Annotated in this window: 18 protein-coding genes; 10 read left to right on the top strand and 8 right to left on the bottom strand. The window is 70.3% G+C overall.

Translation table 11 applies throughout. From position 1 onward, the window contains the following. Positions 1-32: 32 nt before the first annotated feature. From ACZ7NC_RS17665 to ACZ7NC_RS17655, 3 genes are read right to left on the bottom strand one after another with little or no spacing between them, the layout of a single operon-like run. The gene (locus ACZ7NC_RS17665) at positions 33-1007 is read right to left on the bottom strand and encodes an ABC transporter permease (RefSeq protein ID WP_471489195.1); all 975 of its coding nucleotides are present in this window, start codon (positions 1005-1007) and stop codon (positions 33-35) included. Further along, positions 1000-2040, bottom strand: coding sequence for an ABC transporter permease (locus ACZ7NC_RS17660; RefSeq protein ID WP_471489193.1), 1041 nt, complete (start codon positions 2038-2040; stop codon positions 1000-1002). The genes ACZ7NC_RS17665 and ACZ7NC_RS17660 overlap by 8 nt, the downstream gene beginning before the upstream one ends. After that, complete coding sequence (locus tag ACZ7NC_RS17655; RefSeq protein WP_471489191.1) at positions 2037-3554, bottom strand: sugar ABC transporter ATP-binding protein; 1518 nt, start codon at positions 3552-3554, stop codon at positions 2037-2039. The genes ACZ7NC_RS17660 and ACZ7NC_RS17655 overlap by 4 nt, the downstream gene beginning before the upstream one ends. Before the next feature lie 326 nt (positions 3555-3880). On the opposite strand from ACZ7NC_RS17655, the gene rhaI reads away from it, so the two are divergent. The 6 genes from rhaI to ACZ7NC_RS17625 all read left to right on the top strand — a co-directional run bounded on the left by rhaI (position 3881) and on the right by ACZ7NC_RS17625 (position 11623). Continuing rightward, the gene (gene rhaI, locus ACZ7NC_RS17650) at positions 3881-5041 is read left to right on the top strand and encodes an L-rhamnose isomerase (RefSeq protein WP_471489189.1); all 1161 of its coding nucleotides are present in this window, start codon (positions 3881-3883) and stop codon (positions 5039-5041) included. 122 nt (positions 5042-5163) lie between these two features. Continuing rightward, positions 5164-7203: a bifunctional aldolase/short-chain dehydrogenase gene (locus ACZ7NC_RS17645; RefSeq protein ID WP_471489187.1), complete on the top strand. Its 2040-nt coding sequence runs from the start codon at positions 5164-5166 to the stop codon at positions 7201-7203. Beyond that, positions 7200-8648, top strand: a complete 1449-nt coding sequence (locus tag ACZ7NC_RS17640; RefSeq protein WP_471489185.1) for a rhamnulokinase — start codon at positions 7200-7202, stop codon at positions 8646-8648. Before ACZ7NC_RS17645 ends, ACZ7NC_RS17640 begins: the two co-directional genes overlap by 4 nt. A 70-nt stretch (positions 8649-8718) precedes the next feature. Continuing rightward, positions 8719-9474, top strand: a complete 756-nt coding sequence (locus tag ACZ7NC_RS17635; protein ID WP_471489184.1) for a (Fe-S)-binding protein — start codon at positions 8719-8721, stop codon at positions 9472-9474. Next, positions 9471-10958, top strand: a complete 1488-nt coding sequence (locus tag ACZ7NC_RS17630) for a LutB/LldF family L-lactate oxidation iron-sulfur protein (RefSeq protein WP_471489182.1) — start codon at positions 9471-9473, stop codon at positions 10956-10958. Before ACZ7NC_RS17635 ends, ACZ7NC_RS17630 begins: the two co-directional genes overlap by 4 nt. Further along, the gene (locus ACZ7NC_RS17625) at positions 10955-11623 is read left to right on the top strand and encodes a LutC/YkgG family protein (RefSeq protein ID WP_471489180.1); all 669 of its coding nucleotides are present in this window, start codon (positions 10955-10957) and stop codon (positions 11621-11623) included. The genes ACZ7NC_RS17630 and ACZ7NC_RS17625 overlap by 4 nt, the downstream gene beginning before the upstream one ends. Here ACZ7NC_RS17625 and ACZ7NC_RS17620 read toward each other — a convergent pair. From ACZ7NC_RS17620 to ACZ7NC_RS17610, 3 genes are all read right to left on the bottom strand, one after another. Then, positions 11596-14715 (bottom strand): family 78 glycoside hydrolase catalytic domain, encoded by a 3120-nt coding sequence (locus tag ACZ7NC_RS17620; RefSeq protein WP_471489178.1) that lies wholly within the window; start codon positions 14713-14715, stop codon positions 11596-11598. The two genes, ACZ7NC_RS17625 and ACZ7NC_RS17620, sit on opposite strands and share 28 nt — an antisense overlap. Before the next feature lie 179 nt (positions 14716-14894). Further along, complete coding sequence (locus tag ACZ7NC_RS17615) at positions 14895-15824, bottom strand: hypothetical protein (RefSeq protein WP_471489177.1); 930 nt, start codon at positions 15822-15824, stop codon at positions 14895-14897. Positions 15825-15988: 164 nt separating this feature from the next. Beyond that, entirely contained in the window at positions 15989-16579 is a 591-nt protein-coding gene (locus ACZ7NC_RS17610; protein WP_471489175.1) for a hypothetical protein, read from the bottom strand. 170 nt (positions 16580-16749) lie between these two features. On the opposite strand from ACZ7NC_RS17610, the gene ACZ7NC_RS17605 reads away from it, so the two are divergent. Further along, positions 16750-17541 carry an ABC transporter ATP-binding protein gene (locus tag ACZ7NC_RS17605; protein WP_471489173.1) on the top strand — a complete coding sequence of 264 codons (792 nt, stop codon included), beginning with the start codon at positions 16750-16752 and terminating at the stop codon, positions 17539-17541. 3 nt (positions 17542-17544) lie between these two features. Beyond that, positions 17545-18861 (top strand): FtsX-like permease family protein, encoded by a 1317-nt coding sequence (locus ACZ7NC_RS17600; protein ID WP_471489171.1) that lies wholly within the window; start codon positions 17545-17547, stop codon positions 18859-18861. A 139-nt stretch (positions 18862-19000) separates the two neighbouring features. Here the strand turns inward: ACZ7NC_RS17600 and ACZ7NC_RS17595 are convergent, their stop codons facing one another. Further along, positions 19001-19570 carry a TetR/AcrR family transcriptional regulator gene (locus ACZ7NC_RS17595; protein ID WP_471489170.1) on the bottom strand — a complete coding sequence of 190 codons (570 nt, stop codon included), beginning with the start codon at positions 19568-19570 and terminating at the stop codon, positions 19001-19003. 151 nt (positions 19571-19721) lie between these two features. On the opposite strand from ACZ7NC_RS17595, the gene ACZ7NC_RS17590 reads away from it, so the two are divergent. Then, positions 19722-20579, top strand: a complete 858-nt coding sequence (locus ACZ7NC_RS17590; protein WP_471489401.1) for an AAA family ATPase — start codon at positions 19722-19724, stop codon at positions 20577-20579. Next, on the top strand, positions 20576-21934 hold the full coding sequence (locus ACZ7NC_RS17585; RefSeq protein ID WP_471489169.1) for a vWA domain-containing protein: 1359 nt from the start codon (positions 20576-20578) through the stop codon (positions 21932-21934). The genes ACZ7NC_RS17590 and ACZ7NC_RS17585 overlap by 4 nt, the downstream gene beginning before the upstream one ends. On the opposite strand, the gene ACZ7NC_RS17580 is transcribed toward ACZ7NC_RS17585, so the two are convergent. Further along, positions 21935-22639, bottom strand: a complete 705-nt coding sequence (locus tag ACZ7NC_RS17580) for an SDR family oxidoreductase (RefSeq protein WP_471489167.1) — start codon at positions 22637-22639, stop codon at positions 21935-21937. Positions 22640-22751: the final 112 nt, after the last annotated feature.

The raw sequence follows: 22751 nt of genomic DNA, 5'->3' as shown, positions 1-22751 counted from the left end.
GCCGCGTGTGCGCGACCAGCCGCATGCGGCCTCTAGCCGGACGATTGAGCCCGCGCAACGGCGATTTGCCGCGCAACCCGCGGCCCGAGGACGGAAAGAACGAGCAACACACCCGTGACGACGATCTGCGACTGCGCGGAGACGTCCTGAAGGCTCATGACGTTCTGCAACGCACCGAGCAGGAACACTCCGGCGATGGCACCGCCCAACGTCCCCTTGCCGCCGTCGAAGTCGATACCGCCCAGCAACACGGCGGCCACTACGGAGAGTTCGAGCCCGGTGGCGTTGTCGTAGCGGGCGCTCGCGTAATGCAACGCCCAGAAGATCCCGGTGAGCGACGCCATCAGCCCCGTCACCGTGAACAGGATCAACTTCTGCCGCTTGACCCGGATCCCGGCGAACCTCGCCGCCTCCTCGCTCGCCCCGATCGCGAACAGCGACCGCCCGAACGGCGTGGCGTGCAGCGCGACCACGGCGATGGCCAACAGCACCAGGAAGGGCAGGAAGGCGTACGGGATGAAGGTGTCGCCGATGCGTCCGGCCGCGAAGTCGAGGTACTGGGTGGGGAAGTCGGTCACCGCGTCCGAGCCGAGCACGATCTGCGCGATGCCGCGGTAGGCGGCGAGGGTGCCGATGGTGACGGCGAGGGAGGGCAGGCCCAGCCTGGTCACCAGCAGACCGTTGATCAGGCCGCACACCACACCGAGGAGCAGACAGATCGGGATGATCGTCTCGATCGTCATGCCCTGGTTCCACAGGGCGCCCATGACCGCGCCCGACAGGCCCGCCGTCGAGGCCACCGACAGGTCGATCTCCCCGGAGACCACGAGCAGGGTCATCGGCAGGGCGATCAGTGCGATGGGCAGCGTGTTGCCGATCAGGAACGACAGGTTGAGCGCGTTCCCGAAGCCGTCGACCGTTCCGAACGACAGCAGGAGCACGACGACGAGGAGGGCGCCGACCACCGTGTCCCAGCGAACGGCGCGCGCGAGCGAGAAGTCAGCCATGACGGGCGTTCCTCTTCTTCAGGGCGTTGGCCACGCGCAGCGCGACGATCCGGTCGACCGCGATGGCGAGGATGAGCAGGACGCCGTTGATGGCGAGCACCCAGACGGAGCTGACGCCGAGGGCGGGCAGGACGCTGTTGATGGAGGTCAGCAGCAGCGCGCCGAGTGCCGCGCCGTAGACGCTGCCCGAGCCGCCGGTGAAGACGACGCCGCCGACCACGACCGCGCTGACGACGGTGAGTTCGTAGCCGTTGCCGGTGCCGGAGTCGACGTTGCCGAACCGGGCGAGGTACAGGGCCCCCGCGAGGCCGGCCAGCGCACCGCAGAAGGTGTACGCGGCGAGGATCCGCTTGCGCACCGCGATGCCGGCGAGACGGGCGGCCTCCGGGTTGGATCCGAGGGCGTAGAGCTCGCGTCCGCTGCCGAAGTGCTTGAGGTAGTAAGCCGTGGCCACCAGGACGACGAGGGCGATCAACGCCGGCCAGGGCACCGCGGAGATGCCGCCGGAGCCGAAGTCGACGAAGCCGTCCGGGAGGTCGGCCGCCGTGATCTGGCGGGAGCCGACCCAGATGGAGTCGATGCCGCGGATGATGTAGAGCGTGCCGAGGGTGACGACGAGCGCGGGCACCTGGCCGAGGCTGACGAGCAGGCCGTTCAGCAGACCGAAGCCGATGCCCATCAGCACCGCCAGGAGCACGGCGACGACGGAGTTCCCGCCGCCCTGGAGGTACGTACCGGCCGCGAAGGCGCTGATGCCGAGCGTCGAGCCGACCGACAGGTCGACGTTCCGTGTGATCACCACCAGGGACTGGCCGGTGGCGACCAGGACGAGGATCGTCGCGTTCAGCAGCAGGTCCTTGATGCCCTGCTCGGTGAGGAACTCGCTGTTGCCCAGCTGGGTGACGACGATCATCGCCACGAAGACGGCCAGGATGGCGAGTTCACGCATCTTGAAGACGCGGTCGACGAGGCGGGTGCCGCTGGACTTGGGTACGTCGGTCACGGGAGCCTCCTTGGGAGTGACGACCGTCATACGGCGGCCCTCCCGGTGGCTGCGGCCATCACGGTTTCCTCGGTGGCTTCGGAGCGCGGGATCTCGGCGGTGAGGCGGCCCTCGTGCATCACGAGCACACGGTCGGCCATGCCGAGGATCTCGGGCAGGTCGGAGGAGATCATCAGGACGGCCACGCCGTCGGCGGCCAGCTCGCCGAGCAGTCGGTGCACTTCGGCCTTCGTGCCGACGTCGATGCCCCGGGTGGGTTCGTCAACGATCAGCACCCTGGGGCCGGTGGCCAGCCACTTGGCGAGGACGACCTTCTGCTGGTTGCCGCCGGACAGGGTGTTGACCGTGTCGGCGATCCGCGCGTACTTGACCTGGAGCTTGACGGCCCAGTCGAGCGAGCGGCTGCGTTCGGCGCCACGGTCCATCAGCCCCGCCTTGACGGTCGTACGCAGTCCGGTGAGGCCGATGTTGCGCTCGATGGACATGTCCATCACCAGGCCCTGGGCGCGCCGGTCCTCGGGGACGAGGGCGAGTCCGCAGGCCATGGCGGTGGACGGGGCGCCGTTGGTCAGGGCCTTGCCGGCGACGGAGACCTCGCCGGCGTCCCAGCGGTCGATGCCGAACACGGCCCGCGCGACTTCGGTACGGCCCGCGCCGACGAGCCCGGCGAGGCCGACGATCTCACCGCGTCGTACGTCGAAGGAGACGTCGGTGAAGACGCCCTCACGGGTCAACCGGCGCACGCTGAGCGCCACTTCACCCGGTTTCACATCCTGCTTGGGATACAGCTCGTCGAGGTCGCGGCCGACCATGCGCCGAACCAGGTCGTCCTCGGTCATGCCGTCCAGCGGCTCACTGGCGATCCAGGCGCCGTCCCGCAGGGTCGTCACCCGCCGGCAGATCCGGAAGATCTCCTCCAGCCGGTGGGAGATGAACAGAACGGCGGCGCCCTGCTCGCGCAGGGTGCGCACGACGCCGAAGAGGCGGGTGACCTCGCTGCCGGTGAGGGCGGCGGTCGGCTCGTCCATGATCAGGACACGGGCGTCGAAGGAGAGCGCCTTGGCGATCTCGACGATCTGCTGGTCGGCGATGGACAGGCCGCGCGCGGGGCGGTCGGGGTCGAGTTCGACGCCGAGGCGTGTCATCAGGGCCAGGGTCGCGGTGTGCGTCGCCTTGTGGTCGATCCGGCCGAGGGCGCGGCGCGGCCGGCGGCCCATGAAGATGTTCTCGGCGATCGACAGGTCGGGGAAGAGGGTCGGCTCCTGGTAGATCACGGCGATGCCGGCGTCACGGGCGTCGCCGGGGCCGTGGAAGGCGACGGGCGCGCCGTCGAGCAGCACCTGGCCCGCGTCGGGCCGGTGCACGCCGGCGAGCGTCTTGATCAGGGTCGACTTGCCCGCGCCGTTCTCGCCGGCGAGGGCGTGCACCTCGCCGGGGAACAGCTCCAGGGAGACGTCCCGCAGGGCGCGGACCGCGCCGAAGGACTTGGAGACGTCCCTGAGCGCCAGAACCGGGGCCGGACCCGTGGTGGACGGGTGGGTCATGGGGGCTCCTCGACGACGCCGGCGGGACGGGCCTCTCGACGTCGTGAAAGGTTTCAACTTGGTTGCCGGGACGTTAGACATGGAGCCGATGTCACGTCAATGGGTCCGTGTCGAAAAAGTTTCGATGAATCAAGGTAACGCGGGAGTCACAGGCAACGTCCTTGGTCACGGGGCTTGACACCCCTTCGGGAGGCCCATACGTTCCCGTCTTGAATCGTTTCACAGTGAAGCGTTTCAGACGTCCACCGTCCATCCCGGTCCGTCCCCGTCCGTCTTCCTTCTGTCTTCCATCCGTCTTCCGTTCCCGACGTCACAGGAGCCCTGAAGTGACCGAGCTCGCCGCGGTGAAGGCCGCACTCAAGACCCAGGCCGTCGAAACGCCGTCATGGGCGTACGCGAACTCGGGGACGCGGTTCAAGGTCTTCGCGCAGCGGGGCGTACCCCGCACGCCGCGGGAGAAGCTGGACGATGCCGCTCAGGTGCACGCGTTCACCGGCGTGGCCCCGACCGTCGCCCTGCACATCCCTTGGGACAAGGTCGACGACTACTCGGCGCTGGCCAAGCACGCCGAGGAGCGTGGGGTGAAGCTGGGGGCGATCAACTCCAACACCTTCCAGGACGACGACTACAAACTCGGAAGCATCTGTCATCCGGATGCGGCGGTGCGGCGCAAGGCGCTCGATCACCTGCTGGAGTGCGTCGACATCATGGACGCGACCGGATCGCGGGATCTGAAGCTGTGGTTCGCCGACGGGACCAACTACCCCGGGCAGGACGACATCCGGGCGCGTCAGGACCGGCTGGCCGAAGGCCTCCGCGAGGTCTACGAGCGGCTGGGCGAGGGACAGCGGATGCTGCTGGAGTACAAGTTCTTCGAGCCGGCGTTCTACGCGACGGATGTTCCGGACTGGGGCACGGCGTACGCGCACTGTCTGAAGCTCGGTGAGAAGGCGCAGGTCGTGGTCGACACCGGACATCACGCTCCCGGTACCAACATCGAGTTCATCGTCGCGACGCTGCTGCGCGAGGGGAAGCTCGGGGGGTTCGACTTCAACTCGCGGTTCTACGCGGACGACGACCTGATGGTGGGGGCGGCCGACCCGTTCCAGTTGTTCCGGATCATGTACGAGGTCGTGCGTGGGGGTGGGTTCACCTCCGACGTGGCGTTCATGCTCGACCAGTGCCACAACATCGAGGCGAAGATCCCGGCGATCATCCGGTCGGTGATGAATGTGCAGGAGGCCACGGCCAAGGCGCTGCTCGTCGATCGGGAGGCGTTGGCCGCGGCGCAGGCCGCCGGTGACGTGCTGGACGCGAATGCCGTGCTGATGGATGCGTACAACACCGATGTGCGGCCGCTGCTTGCCGAGGTGCGCGAGGAGATGGGGCTCGATGCCGATCCCATCGCCGCGTATCGCCGGTCCGGGTGGGCCGAGAAGATCGTGGCTGAGCGGGTCGGTGGGCAGCAAGCCGGTTGGGGGGCCTGATCACTGGATCTCGTCTGCCAGGTTCGACCGGTGCAGGCCCAAGGCTGTATGTGGCTGGTCGCGCAGTTCCCCGCGCCCCTGAGGGCGTGTCCGCACCCTCACTCAGTTAGGACTGAATTCTCATGGCCCCCCATCCCGAAGCCGCAGCCCTCCTCGCCCGGTCCCACCGGCTCGGCTCCGACCCCCGCAACACCAACTACGCCGGCGGCAACGCCTCCGCGAAGGGCAACGACATCGACCCGGTCACCGGCCACGAAGTGCCTCTGATGTGGGTGAAAGGGTCCGGCGGCGACCTGGGGACGCTCACGGAATCCGGTCTCGCGGTTCTCCGCCTCGACCGCCTGCACGCCCTGAAGGGCGTCTACCCGGGGGTCGAGCGCGAGGACGAGATGGTCGCCGCCTTCGACTACTGCCTGCACGGCAAGGGCGGGGCCGCTCCGTCCATCGACACCGCCATGCACGGGCTCGTCGAAGCGGCGCATGTCGATCATCTGCATCCGGACTCCGGGATCGCGCTCGCCTGTGCCGCCGACGGGGAGAAGCTGACCGCCGAGTGTTTCGGGGACACCGTGGTGTGGGTGCCCTGGCGGCGGCCCGGGTTCCAGCTCGGGCTCGACATCGCGGCCGTCAAGGAAGCCAATCCGCAGGCCATCGGGTGCGTTCTCGGCGGGCACGGGATCACCGCCTGGGGCGACAGCTCCGAGGAGTGCGAGCGGAACTCGCTGAACATCATCCGGACCGCCGAGAAGTTCCTGGCGGACAGGGGGAAGGCCGAGCCCTTCGGGGGCGTCATCGAGGGGTACGAGCCGCTGCCCGAGGGCGAGCGGCGGGAGCGGGCGGCTGCGCTGGCGCCGTACGTGCGGGCGATCGCCTCGCAGGACAGGACTCAGGTCGGGCACTTCAATGACTCCGACGTGGTGCTGGACTTCCTCGCTCGGGCCGAGCATCCTCGGCTCGCCGCGCTCGGCACGTCGTGCCCCGATCACTTCCTGCGGACCAAGGTGCGCCCGCTGGTTCTGGATCTGCCGCCGACCGCTCCGCTGGAGGGGGCCGTCGCGCGGCTGAAGGAGCTGCACGCCGAGTACCGCGAGGAGTACGCCGCCTACTACCGGCGGCACGCCCTGCCCGACTCCCCCGCCATGCGCGGCGCCGACCCGGCGATCGTGCTCGTGCCGGGTGTCGGCATGTTCAGCTTCGGCAAGGACAAGCAGACCGCCCGGGTCGCCGGTGAGTTCTACGTCAACGCCGTCAATGTGATGCGGGGGGCCGAGGCCGTCTCCACGTACGCGCCCATCGAGGAGTCCGAGAAGTTCCGGATCGAGTACTGGGCGCTCGAAGAGGCCAAGCTTCAGCGGATGCCGAGGCCCAAGCCGCTCGCGACCCGGATCGCGCTGGTGACCGGCGCGGGCAGCGGGATCGGGAAGGCCATCGCGCATCGGCTGGCCGCCGAGGGCGCGTGTGTCGTGGTCGCGGATCTCGACGCCGAGAACGCCCGGGCCGTCGCTAAGGAACTGGGCGGTCCCGACAAGGCCGTCGCGGTGACGGTGGACGTCACGTCCGAGGAGCAGATCGCCGACGCGTTCAAGGCGGCCGTGCTGGCCTTCGGCGGGGTCGATCTCGTCGTCAACAACGCCGGAATCTCCATCTCCAAGCCGCTGCTGGAGACTTCGGCCAGGGACTGGGACCTGCAGCACGACATCATGGCGCGCGGCTCCTTCCTCGTGTCGAGGGAGGCGGCGCGCGTGATGATCGCGCAGGGGGTGGGGGGCGACATCGTCTACATCGCCTCCAAGAACGGCGTGTTCGCCGGTCCCAACAACATCGCGTACGGCGCCACCAAGGCCGACCAGGCCCATCAGGTACGGCTGCTGGCCGCCGAGTTGGGCGAGCACGGCATCCGCGTCAACGGGATCAACCCGGACGGTGTCGTGCGCGGGTCCGGCATCTTCGCCGGCGGATGGGGTGCGAAGCGCGCGGCGGTGTACGGGGTCGAGGAGGCGCAGCTGGGTGAGTTCTACGCCCAGCGGACCCTCCTCAAGCGGGAGGTGCTGCCCGAGCATGTCGCCGGCGCCGTATTCGCCCTGACCGGCGGGGACCTGACGCACACCACCGGGCTGCACATCCCGGTCGACGCCGGCGTCGCGGCCGCCTTTCTGCGATGAGCGCGTCCGTGAAGTCGTACGCCGCGGTCGACCTCGGCGCGTCCAGCGGGCGCGTCATGGTCGGCCGCGTCGGCCCCGACAGCCTGGAGCTGAGCGAGGCGCACCGCTTCGTGAACCGGCCCGTGCGGGTGCCCGAGGGGCTGCGCTGGGATGTGCTCGGGCTGTACGCGGGGGTGCTGGAGGGGCTCAGGGCGGCGGGGCAGGTCGACTCCGTCGGGATCGACAGCTGGGCCGTGGACTACGGGCTGCTGGATGGCCAGGGGGCGCTGCTCGGCAACCCCGTGCACTACCGGGACCCCCGGACGGAAGGGGTCGCGGAGAAGGTGTGGGCGACCGTCCCGGCCCGGGAGCTGTATGCCGCGACCGGGTTGCAGTACGCGCCGTTCAACACCCTGTACCAGTTGACCGCGGCGCGGGAGTCCTCCCAACTGGCCCAAGCCGAGCGGCTCCTGCTCATCCCCGACCTGATGACGTACTGGCTCACGGGCGCGCAGGGCACCGAGCTCACCAACGCCTCCACCACCCAGCTCATCGATCCCCGCACGCGTGACTGGTCGTACGACATCTCCTCCCGGCTGGGCATCGACCTGCGTCTGTTCGCTCCGCTCAGACAGCCCGGCGATCCGGCGGGGCTGCTGCGCGACGAGGTGCTGGAGGAGACCGGGCTCACCGGGCCGGTGCCGGTGACGGCGGTCGGGTCGCACGACACCGCCTCGGCCGTCGCCGCCGTTCCGGCCGAGGGCGAGCGGTTCGCGTACATCTGCACCGGCACCTGGTCGCTGGCGGGGCTGGAGCTGGGCGCCCCCGTGCTCACCGAGGAGAGCCGGGCCGCCAACTTCACCAATGAGCTGGGGCTGGACAGCACGGTCCGGTATCTGCGGAACATCATGGGGCTGTGGCTGCTCCAGGAGTGCCTACGGTCCTGGGGCGAACCGGAGTTGGGCGCCCTGCTGTCGGCAGCCGGCGAGGTGCCGGCGCTGCGCTCGGTGGTGGACGCCGGTGACGCGGAGTTCCTGGCGCCGGGGCGGATGCCGGAGCGGATCGCCGAGGCTTGCCGCGCCTCCGGGCAGCCGGTGCCCGCCTCGCCCGCCGAGATCACCCGCTGCATCCTCGACTCGCTCGCCCTCGCCCACCGCCGCGCCGTGCGGGACGCGCAGGCGCTGGCCGGCCATCCCGTCGACGTCGTGCATGTCGTAGGGGGCGGTACCCGCAACGCCCTGCTGTGCCAGCTGACCGCCGACGCCTGCGGGCTGCCGGTGGTGGCCGGTCCGGCCGAGGCCGCCGCCCTCGGGAACGTGCTGGTCCAGGCGCGGGCCCACGGCCTGGTCGGCGATCTCGCCGAGGGGCGGCGCCTGCTCACCCGTACGCAGCCGCTCACTCGGTACGAGCCACGGGGGGACGCGGAGCGCTGGCGGGAGGCAGAGGCCCGGCTCGCCCGGGCGTGAGGGGGGCTCCCCCGGGGCGCGTTACCGCATTACGCTGCACTCATCCGATGATCGATCACAAGGAGCCGCGATGCGTGTCGCCCTGTTCTTGACCTGCGTCAACGACACGCTCTATCCGGACACCGGGCGTGCCGTGGTGAAGCTGCTGACCAGGCTGGGCGTCGAAGTCGACTTCCCGATGGACCAGACCTGTTGCGGGCAGGCTCATTACAACACCGGATATCGGCATGAGGCCGAGCCGCTGGCGCGGCATTTCTCCGATGTCTTCGGGGAGTACGAGGCGATCGTCACCCCGTCCGGGTCGTGCGGGGCGATGGTGCGGGAGCTGTATCCGCGGATGGGTGAGCGGGCGCGGGCCGAGGGGCGCGGGGACACGCTCGCGGCGACGCTGGCGCCCGTGGTGCCGAAGACGTACGAGCTGACGGAGTTCCTGGTGGATGTGCTGGGGGTGACGGATGTCGGGGCCTACTACCCGCATCGGGTGACCTATCACCCGACCTGTCACGGGCTGCGCGGGCTGGGGCTCGGCGACCGGCCCCGGCGCCTGCTGGAGGCCGTCAAGGGGCTGGAGTTGGCGGAGTTGCCGGGGGCCGACGAGTGCTGTGGGTTCGGCGGCACCTTCGCCCTGAAGAACTCCGATGTCTCGGCGGCGATGGGTGCCGACAAGGTGCGCAACGCCGAGTCGACGGGGGCGGAGGTGCTGTGCGCGGCCGACAACTCCTGTCTGATGCACATCGGCGGGACCATGTCCCGGCTGCGGACGGAGATGCGGCCGGTGCACATCGCGGAGATCCTGGCGAGCACGGAGGAGGAACCGGCCGTATGAGCGGGACGTATCTGGGGATGCCTGCCTTTCCCGAGGCCGCGCACGAGGCCGTGCACAACGCGACCCTGCGCGGCAATCTGCGCCACGCGACACACACGATCCGCGCCAAACGGGCCAAGGCCGTCGCGGAGGTGTCCGACTGGGCGGAACTGCGCGAGGCGGGCAGACAGATCAAGGATCATACGCTGCGTCATCTCGACCGGTATCTCGTGCAGTTGGAGGAGGCGGTCACGGCGGCGGGCGGCACGGTCCACTGGGCCGCCGACGCCGCCGAGGCGAACCGGATCGTGGCCGATCTCGTCAAGGCGACCGGTGAGTCGGAGGTCGTCAAGGTCAAGTCGATGGCCACACAGGAGATCGGGCTGAACGAGGCCCTGGAGGCCGAGGGCATCCGCGCCTACGAGACCGATCTCGCCGAGCTGATCGTGCAGTTGGGCAAGGACCGGCCCTCGCACATCCTGGTCCCGGCCATCCACCGCAACAGGGGCGAGATCCGCGACATCTTCCGGGGCGAGATGGGCGAGTGGGGCCGCCCGGCGCCCGAGGGCCTGACGGACACGCCCGCCGAACTCGCCGAGGCTGCCCGGCTGCACCTGCGCGAGAAGTTCCTGCGCGCCAAGGTCGGCGTCTCCGGCGCCAACTTCATGGTCGCCGAGACCGGCACGCTGGTGGTCGTGGAGTCCGAGGGCAACGGGCGGATGTGCCTGACCCTGCCCGAGACGCTGATCTCGGTCGTCGGCATCGAGAAGATCGTGCCCACCTGGCGGGACCTGGAGGTGTTCCTCCAGACACTCCCCCGCTCCTCCACCGCCGAGCGCATGAACCCGTACACGACCATGTGGACCGGCACGACGGACTCGGAGACGGCCGACGGGCCGCGGAACTTCCATCTGGTCCTGCTCGACAACGGCCGCACCGACACCCTCGCCGACGAGGTCGGCCGGCAGGCCCTGCGCTGCATCCGCTGCTCGGCCTGTCTCAATGTGTGCCCGGTGTACGAACGGGCCGGAGGGCACGCGTACGGCTCGGTCTACCCGGGCCCGATCGGCGCCATCCTCAGTCCTCAACTCCGGGGCGTGACCAGCGAGATCGACGCCTCGCTCCCGTACGCCTCGTCGCTGTGCGGCGCCTGCTACGAGGTGTGCCCGGTCGCCATCGACATCCCCGAGGTGCTGGTGCGTCTGCGGGAGCGGGTCGTCGAGGGCGGGCCGGTGACCACGAAAGGCAACAAGGTGGTGCTGAAGCCCGCGAAGGGACACGCCGCCGAGCGGGCGGCGATGCGGGCGGCACGCTGGGCGTTCAGCCACCCGGGCGCCCTGCGCGCGGGGCAGCGGCTCGCCTCGCGCACCCGGCGCGTCCATCCCCGGTCGCTGCCCGGCCCCGGCAAGGCGTGGAGCGGCAGCCGCGACCTCCCCACGGTACCCGCGGAACCGTTCCGCGACTGGTGGCAGCGCACGCAGGGCGGAAAGGACGGCGCCAAGTGAGCAGCAGGGAACGGATCCTGGGCCGGGTGCGGCGCGCCCTCGCGGACGTGCCTCGTGACGAGATGCCGTACGAGCAGGCCGTTGCGCGTGACTATCTGCGCGAGCACGGGGAGCGCGGTGGCGCGGAGACCGTCGAGTTGCTGGCGGAGAATCTGGCGGACTACCGGGCGATCGTGCATCGCTGCGCCCCCGGCGATCTCGCGGCGACGATCGCCGGAATGCTCGCGGCGCGCGGTGCGAAGACGGTGCTCGTGCCGCCCGGTCTGAACCCCGAGTGGTTGGCGGGGAGCGACGCCGAGCGGGTGCCGGACCAAGTGGAGAGCACCCCGCACGAGCTGGACCAGGTGGACAGCGTGGTCACGGCGTGTGCCGTGGCGGTGGCCGAGACCGGCACCATCGTCCTGGACGCCTCCCCCGACCAGGGCCGCCGCCGCATCACCCTGGTCCCCGACCACCACATCTGTGTCGTACGGGTCCCGGAGCAGGTCGTCTCGTCCGTCCCGCAGGCCCTCGAACGCCTCGACCCGACCCGCCCGTTGACATGGATCTCCGGTCCGTCGGCGACCAGCGACATCGAGCTGGACCGGGTCGAGGGGGTGCACGGTCCGCGCACCCTGGAGGTGGTGCTGGTGGGCGATCAGGCGAGCGCGGACGTCACCGCGTAGCGGCCCGAGGGCAGCCGGTAGGAGGCGACGCCGTCCGTGAAGCCCAGGTACTCGACGCCCTCGACCTCGGCCAGGGGCGTCCGGCCCGCACGGACGGTCGATGGATCGGTGCTGGGGAGGGAGAGGGTCGCGGTGCTGTTCGCGGGCACCGCGGCCCGGTAGGTCAGCTTCCGGTCGTCCTTGTGCCACTCGCTCACGATCTCGCCGTAGGGCGAGAGATGGGTGCCGCCGACCCGCGTGACCTTGCCGGTCGGGTCGAGATGCGGCCGGAGGAAGAAGTGCCGGAAACCCGGGTGGGCCGGGTCCTTGGCGATGCCGGCCATGCTCTCGTACATCCACTCCATGATCGCGCCGTAGGAGTAGTGGTTGAACGAGTTCATGTCGACCGGGCCGAAGCCGTCCTCCTTGGAGTAGGAGTTCCAGCGCTCCCAGATGGTGGTGGCGCCGTTGCGCACCGAGTAGAGCCAGGAGGGCATGGCGTCCTGGTGGAGCAGCTTGTACGCCAGGTCGACACGGCCCTCGTCGGTGAGCACGGGGGCGAGGACGTTCACGCCGAGGAAGCCGACGGAGAGGGTGTTCTCGGCGTACCTCACGCGGGTGCTGTCGGGGTGGGCCTCCTTGTAGGCCTCGTCGTTGCCGATGTTGTCCGCCAAGTGCCCCAGCAGCGTGCGGCGTTGGGCCTCGGTGTCGTAGAAGCCGAGTTTGAGGACCCAGAGCAGGGCGGTCTGGCTGTTGTCCTCCGTCTTGCCGCCGGTCGGCGGCGCGTCACCGAGGCTGGAGCGTACGGTCACCTGTCCGCCGGCATCGGTGGCCAGGTACTTGGTGATGAACGCGCGCTTGATGTGGGCGAAGAGGTCCTCGTAGGCGGCGGTCTCGGCGGTGCGGCCGGTGGCACGGGCCATGTCCGCCATCAGCCGGGCGCTGTAGCCGTAGTAGAGGTCGCTGATGAGCTGCGTGCTGGTGTCCTGGAAGGCCAGCCAGTCGCCGAAGATCGCGCCCTGGCCGGCGTAGGTGTCGCCGGTGCGTTCGCGGATCCAGTCCATGTACTTCGTCATGGCTGCCCAACTGCGGTCGACCACTGTGCTGTCGCCGGACATCTGCCACACGGTCCACGGCACGACCACCCCGCAGTCCGCCCAACCGCTCGCGGGGATCGGCTGGTTGTAGCGGGAGCCGGGGGCGACCCAGGTGAACTGAGCGCCGTCCTGTCCGTAGGTCTTCTGTGAGTCGATCAGGATGTCCTCGAAGTGGCTGAGGAAGTTGACGGCATCGGCGTTGTAGAGGCCCGTGTTGGAGAAGAGCTGGGTGTCGCCGGTCCAGCCGAGGCGTTCGTCGCGCTGCGGGCAGTCGGTGGGCACCCAGAGGTAGTTGCCGCGCTGGCCCCAACGGACGTTGCTGATCAGCTGGTTGACGTCGGCATCGTCGGTCGTGATCGTGCCGATGTCGCGGAGCGCGGAGGTCGCGACCCGGCCGGTGAACCGGGTGAGGGTGACGGTGTCCGTCGCGGTGACGGAGACATAGCGGAAGCCGTAGAAGGTCAGCGAGTCCTGGTGGGTCTCGCCGTCGGGGTCGCCCTTGAGGACGTATGTGCTGGTGGCCTTCGCGGCCCGGAGGTTGGCGCGGTACACCGAGCCGACGGGACCGTCGGCGCCCTCGCTGTCGTCGTTGAGCATCTCGCCGGGTTTGAGGACGACTTGGGCGCCCGCCGGGCCGCGCAGGGTGTAGCGGGGCACGCCGACCATGTTCTGGCCGAGGTCGATCACGGCCGTGTCGCCGGGGCGCAGGGTCACGGGTGTGGTGGCCGCGGTGGCCGGGTCGGTGACCGTGCGGGCGGCGTCGACGACGATGCGGCCCTTGCCGTTGGGGCTGCCGGCCTGGCCTGACACACCCGTGTAGACGGTGACGGAGTGCGGGCGGCGGTCCCACTCGGGTATCAGACGAGCGCTCTCGGCGGGATAGGCGACCAGCTTCGCTTCGGGGAACCTGGAGGTGAAGTCGTGTTCGGTGACGCCCGCCCAGCCGGAGGCGTCGAATCCGTTCGCCGTCCAGCCCGGGAGTTCCTTGCGCGCGTCGTAGGTCTGGCCGTCGTAGATGTCGTCGGCGCGGTAGGGGCCGGTGTCCGTGGCCTTCCAGTCCCCGCCGGTCGCGGTGACGACCGTCTGCTCGGAGCCGTCGGCGTACCGGATCAGAAGCTTGGCCTTGAGGGCCAGGCGGTTGCCGTCGGCCGAGTAGTAGGCGCTGTTGTCGGAGACACGGCCGTTGTACCAGCCGTTGCCGAGTACGGCGGCGAGGGTGACCTGCCCCTGGCGCCGCTCCGCCGCTACCAGGTCCGTGACGTCGTAGGTGAAGTAGTTGACGGTGCTGTCGTAGTTGGTCCAGCCCGGGGTCAGGAGCTCGTGGGTGGTGCCGTCGCCCTGCGGTACGGCGACGCGACGGCCGTTGACATAGGCGTCGTACACCCCGAGGGCGGTGATGTAGAGCCGGGCTTCGGATATTTGACGTCCCGTCAGCCGGGACTGTCGGCGCAGCAACGGGGCACCGGGGGTGTTGGGCTGCTTGCCCGCCATGCTGATCCACTGGGCGCCGTCCCAGCCCGCGATGCCGTCGGTGGTGCGGAGGCCGGTCTCGAAGTGTGCGGTCGGGGCGGCGGGGACGGTGCGGCCGGTCTCGTCCCAGACCGTCACCGTCCAGTGGTAGCGGGTGGCGGGGTGCAGGGCGGGGCCCGCGTAGCGCACGGCGACCGAATCCGGTGAGGTGACGCGGTCGCTGTTCCAGACGTCCGCCCGGCCGGGGGTCAGGCGGTCGGGGGTGGTGGCCACCAGGATGCGGTACGCCGACTGGCGGCGGCCGCGCACCGGGGAGGCCATGCGCCAGCCGAACCTCGGGTGTTCGGCGTCCACGCCGAGGGGGTTCGTTCTGTGCTCGACCGTCAGGCCCTCGACGGCCGTGCGATGCGAGGTGGGTGCGGCCGTCGCGGGCCCGCCGCCGATGATCCCGCCTGCCACGGCGAGCGGTGCGGCGCCGAGTGCCGTGGTGAGCACGGTCCTGCGACGCACCCCTCTGCCCTTCGTGCTGTCGACTCCGTCGTTCATGCCGTAGTCCCTTTCGGCTGCTCGGAGTTCTTCGGAGTTGTAACGATTCAGCTCGAACGAAGGTTGAAGCTAGTGGCAGAAGTGAGAGGTGTCCATGGTTGGATCAGGACGAACACCTCGCAGATTCCAACAGAACTCCCCAGTGGGAGAAGGTGAGTTGAAACCGTTCAAAAGCGGAATCAGGTGTTCTTGCTGGACTTCCTGGTGGAGTCGCGGCTCAGGATGCCGAAGGCCCACCGCTCGTTGAAGCCCGCCACGAAGCCGATGGCGCACCAGAAGCCCCAGTACTCGGTGCCCTTGGCGGCCGATCCCGCGCTCCCCGCGGCCGGGCAGATCTCGGTCGTGGTGGCGGGCGGCTCGAAGACGGTGACGATGCCGCCGCTGAGCAGGAAGTAGACGGCGAGGGCGAGGATCCAGCCGACGAACACCCGGTACACGCCCTCGTGGCGCATGCTGCGGGCCATCTGGCCGGGCACGACGACGCCCTCCCGCCCGTTGGTCTGCCGGCGCGCCAGTTGGTCCGCACTGCCCCGCAGCCGTACCAGCACGCTGAGCACGGCCCCGAACGCGCCGACGCCACCGCACACCACCGCGCCGAGCAGGCTCCAGCGGTTGGTGCAGCTCAGCGTCACATCCAGGGCGCCCAGCAGGTCGACGCCCCAGAGCAGCGGCACGATCAGCAGCGCCAGTCCGGCGGCCGAGCCCATGGCGAGCCCGATGTTGAGGCCCCGGCTGACCGCGGTCGCGCTGTCCTGCGCGAGCCGACCCCTCAAGTCGGCGATCTCCTGGTCGAGATACTCGGTCAGATGCGCGTTCGGCTGGGCGTCACGCAGCCGTGAGTCGCTCAGGGCGTTGCCCAGCACCCGCACCACGGTGACCCGGGCCGAGACGCGCGTCCTGCGCTCGAACGCACGCTGCGAGGCGCCGTAGAGGAGCTGCAACTGCAGCTGCTGTTCCGGATACAGCTCGCCGAACTGCACATAGTCACGGTCGAAGCCGTCCGGCACGATCTCCATCAGCCCTTCGGGCCACAACTCGGTGTCCGCCCCCTGGACCGACTCCCGCATTCCCCGCCACCAGGTCCGGTGGCGTCCCCCGTTTTCCGTCATGGCCACAGCTGTACCGGCATCGGTCCCCTGCGGGGAAGTCTCCCAAGGCACCAGTACGGTCACTGATTTCACGCGGTCGCTGATTTAACGCGATCACTGATTTAACGGATCCGCGTCCGCTGTCTGCCCCCTGCCGTCCGACGTCCGCCGTCCGCCGTCCACCGTCAGGAGTAGACGATCGGGCAGCCGCGTCGTATCGAGTGCTGGGCGGCGCGCAGATACACCGCCACGTAGAACGCCGCGTCGAGGTCGTCGCCCCACCGTCCCGGCCGGGCCGCCGCGATCCGCTTCGCCGGCCCGTCCAGGAACCAGGCGGTCAGCTCCAGATTGTCGGACGTCGCCGGTATCTCGTCGTACGGCAGCTCCACGGCCGCCGCCAGCCGCTCCGCGAGGGCGAGAACCTGCGGGCCACCGGCGACGGTCGTCGTCACGTCGTAGGCGGACTCGACGGGCAACTCGATCGCCTCGTCGAGCGACACCGGCACGAGCACCGTCCAGCCGAGGAGCAGCTCCTCCTCCGCCCTCGACAGGTGCGCCCGGCACAGCGCGGTGAAGCCGTCCATCGGTGGGACGAGCTTCTCCTCGAAGGCCGTCCCCGAACCGGGTGCGAAGCCCGTCTCCTCGGGAACGCTCGTGTACGGCGCGAGCCCGCGCCGCTCCAACTCCTCGTTCAGCCCGGCGGCGACGTCCCCACGGCCTTCCTCCTCCTCGCCGAACCACTCCCGCGCACCGACACTCACCAGATAGATCCCCATGTCTCGGAACGTACAGCCCACCACTGACATCGCCGTCGGCCGTCGGCGTCGGACCCCCCTCGATGGTGTCGCCAAGTACACCCGCCAATACGGGTTCTGCGCCCAATGCGGTCCCCCCTCCGCCTCCGTAGCTTCGTCGGCAGGGCACAGGGAGTGCCGGACGGAGGACGATGACGATGTTTCGAGCAGGCTCGCGGCGCACGCAGGACCAGGGGCCCGCCGCCGAGGCGCTCCGGCTGGTCAAGGTCACCAGGACCTACGGCTCGCGCGGCAGTGCCGTGACCGCGCTGGACGGGATCACGCTCGGTCTGGCGCGCGGCACCTTCACCGCGGTGATGGGGCCGTCGGGTTCAGGCAAGAGCACGCTGCTGCACTGCGCGGCCGGTCTCGACCGGCCCGACAGCGGCATCGTTCGGGTGGACGGCACCGAGCTGACCGGGGGCGGCGAGGCGGAGTTGACGAAGTTCCGGCGGGGTCGGATCGGGTTCGTGTTCCAGCAGTACAACCTGCTGGAGACGCTGACCGTCGCGCAGAACACGGTGCTGCCGCTCAAACTCGCGGGGCAGCGCGTCGATCGCGGCCGGGCCAGGGAGATCCTGACCTCCGTCGGCCTCGGCGACCGGCTCGGGCACCTCCCCGGCCAGCTGTCCGGCGGGCAGCGGCAGCGCGTGGCCATCGCCCGCGCGCTCGTCACCGAACCCCGGGTCATCTTCGCGGACGAGCCGACGGGCGCCCTGGACACACGCAGCGCGCGCGAGGTGCTGCGGCTGCTCCAGCAGGCGGTGCGGGTGCACGGCCGGACCGTCGTGATGGTGACCCACGACCCGGTCGCCGCCTCCCACGCGGACTCGGTGCTGTTCCTGGCGGACGGCCGGCTGGCCGGGCGGATGGACGCGCCGACCCCGGACGCGGTGGCCGAGCGGCTGGCGCACCTGGGCGACGACGTGGCAGCGGGGGTGTGAGCGATGTTCATGCTGGCCATGCGGTCGATCCGGCACCGGCCCGGACGGTTCCTCGCGACGCTGCTGTCCGCGTTCCTGGGCGCGGCGATCATCATGACGTTCAACTCGATGCACGACACGGCCGGACAGGACGGCGTCGACTCCGCCGGCGCGGAGACGCTGTCCATGGCGGCCGGCGTCGTCGGTGGCTACGGCACGCTGCTGGTCTTCTTCGCCGTCGCCTCGACGCTGACCGTCAACGTCCGTCAGCGAGCGGCGGAGTTGGAGCTGCTGCGCTGCTCGGGGGCGACTCCGGCGCAGCTCAAGCGGATGGTCGTCGGTGAGGCCGTGGTCGTGGCCCTGGTGGGCGCGACCCTGGCGATCGGCCCGGCGATGCTGGGTGGCCGGGCACTGCTGGAGATGTTCCGGGACACCGGGCAGGTCGCCGGGTCCGTCGATCATTCCTTCGGTCCGATCGCGCTCATCACGGGCATCGACATCACGCTGCTCGCCTCGGCGGGCGCCGCCTTCATCGCCGTACGGCGTGCGACACGGGAGCACCAACGGCGGGGCGGGGCACGGAAGTTCCTCGCGTACGGCGCCCTGCTCACCGGTGCGGTCTCCGTCACCTCCACCTTCGCGTTCTCGGCGTCGGACGCGGCCCTGATGGCGCCGCCGGCGTACGGGGCGATCCTGCTGTCGGTGGGCTTCGCGCTGATGGCGCCGCGGCTGCTGGAGGCTGTGCTGAACCGGCTGCCGCTGAACGGGGCGTGCGGCTGGCTGGCGGTACGGAATCTGCGGGAACGGGCGGGTCATCTGGCCGGGATCCTGATGTCGCTGATCCTGTTCACGTCGGTGGCCACGGCCACGCTGACGATGCAGGCGGTGGAGAGCGACACCGTCGAGGCCCGGGGCATCGCCAAGTCGGTCGACGACAAGACGCTTGAGACCCTCAACTTCACGGTCGTCGGCATCATCGTCGTCTTCGTCTGTGTGATGCTGGTCAACTCGCTGTATGCGGCGACCAGTTACCGCGCCCGGGAGTTCGGGCAGCAGCGCCTCGCGGGCGCGACTCCGGGGCAGGTGCTCGGGACGGTGGGTGTCGAGGGACTGGTCCTCACGGTCACCGGTGTCTTCTTCGGTGCGCTGGCCGCGCTGGCGGGGGTCGTCCCGTTCACCGTGGTCCGCAGCGACGGAGTGCTGCCGGGTGAGGTCTACGGCATCGGAGCGGCGGTCGTCGCGGTCGCGGCAGCGGTGACGCTGGGCACGATCCTGGCCACCGCCCGGCGGATGCTGGGGACTCCGGCTGTGGGGGCGGTGGCGGCGGCGGTGGCATCGTGAGCCGGGCAGCTGGGCAGCTGGGGGGACGGTCGCGGCGGCGGCCGGAGGGGGCGGACGGACGCTTCGGCAACCGGAGACGGCAGACGCTCCGGCAACCGCAGGCGGCGGCCCTCCCGTCATTAAGGCGGCCGCCTCCCGTTCATTTCAGGCCGGCCGCCTCCAGCAGCGTGGTCACCGTCGCCACCGTCAGCCCGTCCAGTGTCTCGACCCGGGCCCCCGCCCGCGCGCTGGCCCCGTCGAAGACCAGCATCAGCTGGCGGGCGAGCAGTTCCGGATCCCGTGCCCCGCCCTCCTCGGCACGGGCGCGCAGGAACTCCTTCATCCATCCCTTCGCCCCGCCGGCGACCACACTCGCCGGGTGTTCCGGGTCCTTCAGCTCGACCAGCGCGGCGAGGTAGGGGCAGCCCTGGTAGGCGGGCTCGGTGGACGCCTTCTCCAGTCGCTCGAAGACATGCAGGATCCGCTCGCGAGGCGTGGCATCGCCCTGGGTGTCCGGCGCCAGCTGGGCCTCGTACGTCGGCAGCCGACGGGCCAGGCTCGCCGCGAGCACCTCGTCCTTGCTCGTGAAGAGCTGGTACATGGACCGCTTCGAGACCCCGGCCGTCCGGCACAGCGTCTCGACGCCGACGGAGACGCCCTCGCGGTAGAAGAGCTCGCCGGCCGCGTCGAGGAGCCGGTCCCTGGTGGACGCCTTGTCTGTGGTGGCCATACCGGCGAGGTTACCGCGTCGCGGGACGAGAGGAAACCGATCGGTCTACCACCTTCCGGTCCAGGGAACCCCCGTGACATCATCGGTGAACAAGCGCTTAGATATGCACGTCCTGCACGCCCCGACTGTCGCCCCCGAGCTGGAGGCCCCGTTGTTCACATCCGTCGACGACGTCTCCGCACGTCTGGCCGAGACCGGCTATCTCGCCTCGCCCGCGGTCGCCACGACCGTCTTCCTCGCCGACCGTCTCGGCAAGCCGCTCCTGGTGGAGGGCCCGGCCGGGGTCGGCAAGACGGAGCTCGCCAAGGCCGTCGCCGAGGTGGCGGAGGCACGGCTGGTACGGCTCCAGTGCTACGAGGGGGTCGACGAGTCCCGAGCGCTGTACGAGTGGAACCACGCCAAGCAGCTGCTGCGCATCAGCGCGGGCCGCGACGAGACATGGGACGAGACGCGCACCGACATCTTCAGCGAGGAGTTCCTGCTCACCCGGCCGCTGTTGACGGCCATTCGGGGCGAGGACCCCACGGTGCTGCTGATCGACGAGACCGACAAGGCCGACGTCGAGGTGGAGGGGCTGCTACTGGAGGTGCTCAGCGACTTCCAGGTCACGGTCCCCGAGCTGGGCACCATCACCGCGACGCGCCGCCCCTTCGTCGTCCTCACCTCCAACGCGAGCCGTGAGCTCTCGGAGGCGCTGCGCCGCCGCTGTCTGTTCCTCCACATCGGCTTCCCGGACGAGGAGCTGGAGCGCCGGATCGTACGGCTGAAGGTGCCGGGCCTGGACGAGGCGCTGGCCCGCTCGGTCGTCCGGGTGGTGGGCGCGCTGCGGGCGATGGACCTGCGCAAGGTGCCGTCGGTCGCCGAGACCATCGACTGGGCGCGCACCCTGCTCGCGCTCGGCGCCGACACGCTGGACGAGACCGTCGTACGGGACACGCTCGGTGTCCTTCTCAAGCATCAGGACGACGTCCTCAAGGCCACCGCCAAGCTCGACCTGGACGCCCTGTGACCGCACCCGCGGGCGTCGCCGAGCGGCTGACCTCCCTCGTCGGAGCGCTGCGCGCGCACGGCGTCCGGATCGGCACCGGCGAGACCGTGGACGCGGCGCACGCGGTCGAGGCGCTCGGGCTCGCGGACCGCGAGCTGCTGCGCGAGGGACTCGCGGCGACGCTGTTGCACGGCACCGGGCAACGCCAGGTGTTCGACCCGGTCTTCGACCTCTACTTCCCGAGCGGTGTGGGCGGCCCGGAGGAGAAGGCCGCGGGGCGCGACGACCTGCGCGACCGGCTGGCGGCCGCCCTGGCCGCCGACGACCGGGCGTTGATGGGCCGGCTGGCGATCGAGGCGGTCGACGGGTTCGGCGGATACGGTTCCTCGCCGGAGTCGGACGGCTGGTCGTCGTACCAGGCGCTGGAGCGGCTCCGCCCGCAGACGCTGCTCGCCCGCGTCCGCAACGACATCCGTGGCCAGGGCGGGAGTTCGGGGTTCGCGGACCGGCTGCTGGAGGACGAGATCCGGCGGCGGATCGAGGCCTTCCGCGCGCTGGTGGCCGCCGAGGCGCGGCGCCGGGTCGCCGAGCGCAGGGGCCGGGACGAGATCGCCCGGCGAGCCGTGACCCCGACCGCCGACCGGGTCGACTTCCTGTTCGCCGGGAAGGCCCAACTCGCCGAGCTGCGCAGGGCTGTTCAGCCGCTGGCCCGCAAGCTGGCCACCCGGCTCGCCGCCCGTCGCCGTCGCGCCGCCCGCGGCACGATCGACCTGCGACGGACCCTGCGCGGGTCGCTGTCGACGGGCGGGGTGCCGATGAAGCCCGTGCTGCGCAGACGGCGTCCCGTCCGTCCCGAACTGGTGCTGCTGTGCGATGTGTCGGGCTCGGTGTCCGGCTTCTCGGACTTCACGATGTTGCTGGTGCAGGCGCTGCACGACCAGTTCAGCAAGGTACGCGTGTTCGCCTTCGTCAACCGGATCGACGAGGTGACCGGGCTGCTCGAACGCGGCACCGCGGACCCCGAAGGGCTCAGTGCCCGCATCGAGGCGGAGGCCACGCTCACCGGCTATCACGGCAGCAGCGACTACGGCATGGCGCTGGGCGAGTTCGCCGAGCGGTACGGCGAGGCGGTCGGTCCGCGCACGACCGTGTTCGTCCTCGGTGACGCCCGTACGAACATGAGCGACCCGAACCTGGCCGCCGTACGGCAGATCGCCGAACGGGCCCGCCGTGTCTACTGGTTGAACCCGGAACAGCGCTCCAACTGGGGCACGGGCGACTCGGCCGCGCCCGCCTACGCCGAGCTGGTCGAGATGCACGAGTGCCGCACCGCCCGGCAGCTCAGCGCACTGGTGACGCGGCTGCTGCCGGTGTGATCAGGCGGCGTTGAGCTGCGGGTAGAGGGAGCCGACGTCGGCCGACAGGCCGGCCTTGACCTGCCGCGAGATGTCGTCGGCCAGGACCTCGAAGGCATCCGAGGCGATCCCGTCGAGGGCCTGGGCCGCGACGCTCTCAGCCGTGGACTTGGGCGCGTCGACATGGGAGGTCAGGTCGGTGTCGACGTAGCCGACGTGCAGGCCGGTGACCTCGATGCCGCGCGGCTTCAGGTCGAGCCGCAGCGAGTTGGTCTGGGACCAGAAGGCGGCCTTGGACGCGCTGTAGGAGCCGGCGAGGCCGATCCACGACAGCACCGAGTGGACGTTGAGGATGTGGCCGCCGCCGTTGCGCTCGATGACGGGGACGAAGGCCCGGGTGACCAGCAGCGGTCCGTAGAAGTTGGTCTCGAATTCGCGGCGGACGTCCTCGACGGGCGAGTCGAGGAAGTTCGCGTTCACCGAGGCACCCGCGTTGTTGATCAGCAGGGTGACGTCCTGCGCCTGCTCGACGGCCGCCTCGACGGACGCGGGGTCGGTGACCTCCAGCGCGAGCGGCACGGCGTCGGGGTGCGTGACGGTGTGCGGGTCGCGAGCGGTGGCGTACACCTTCTTCGCACCCCGCTCGTACAGGGCCGCGACCAGGGCACGGCCGATACCGCGGCTGCCGCCGGTGACCAGGGCCACGGAACCTTCGATGGCGGTCATGGGAGTCTCCCTCGCAATTCGCTACGCCGGAAACCGATCGGTTTCCGACACTCGAAGCGTAAACCGATCGGTTTCCTCAGGGCAAGGGGAGGGCCTGACCCTGGGGAAAATC

The sequence above is a fragment of the Streptomyces sp. NPDC111802 genome, assembly GCF_055634335.1.
Note: the sequence above shows the minus strand (reverse complement) of the source record. Positions and strands in the feature narration are given on the sequence as shown.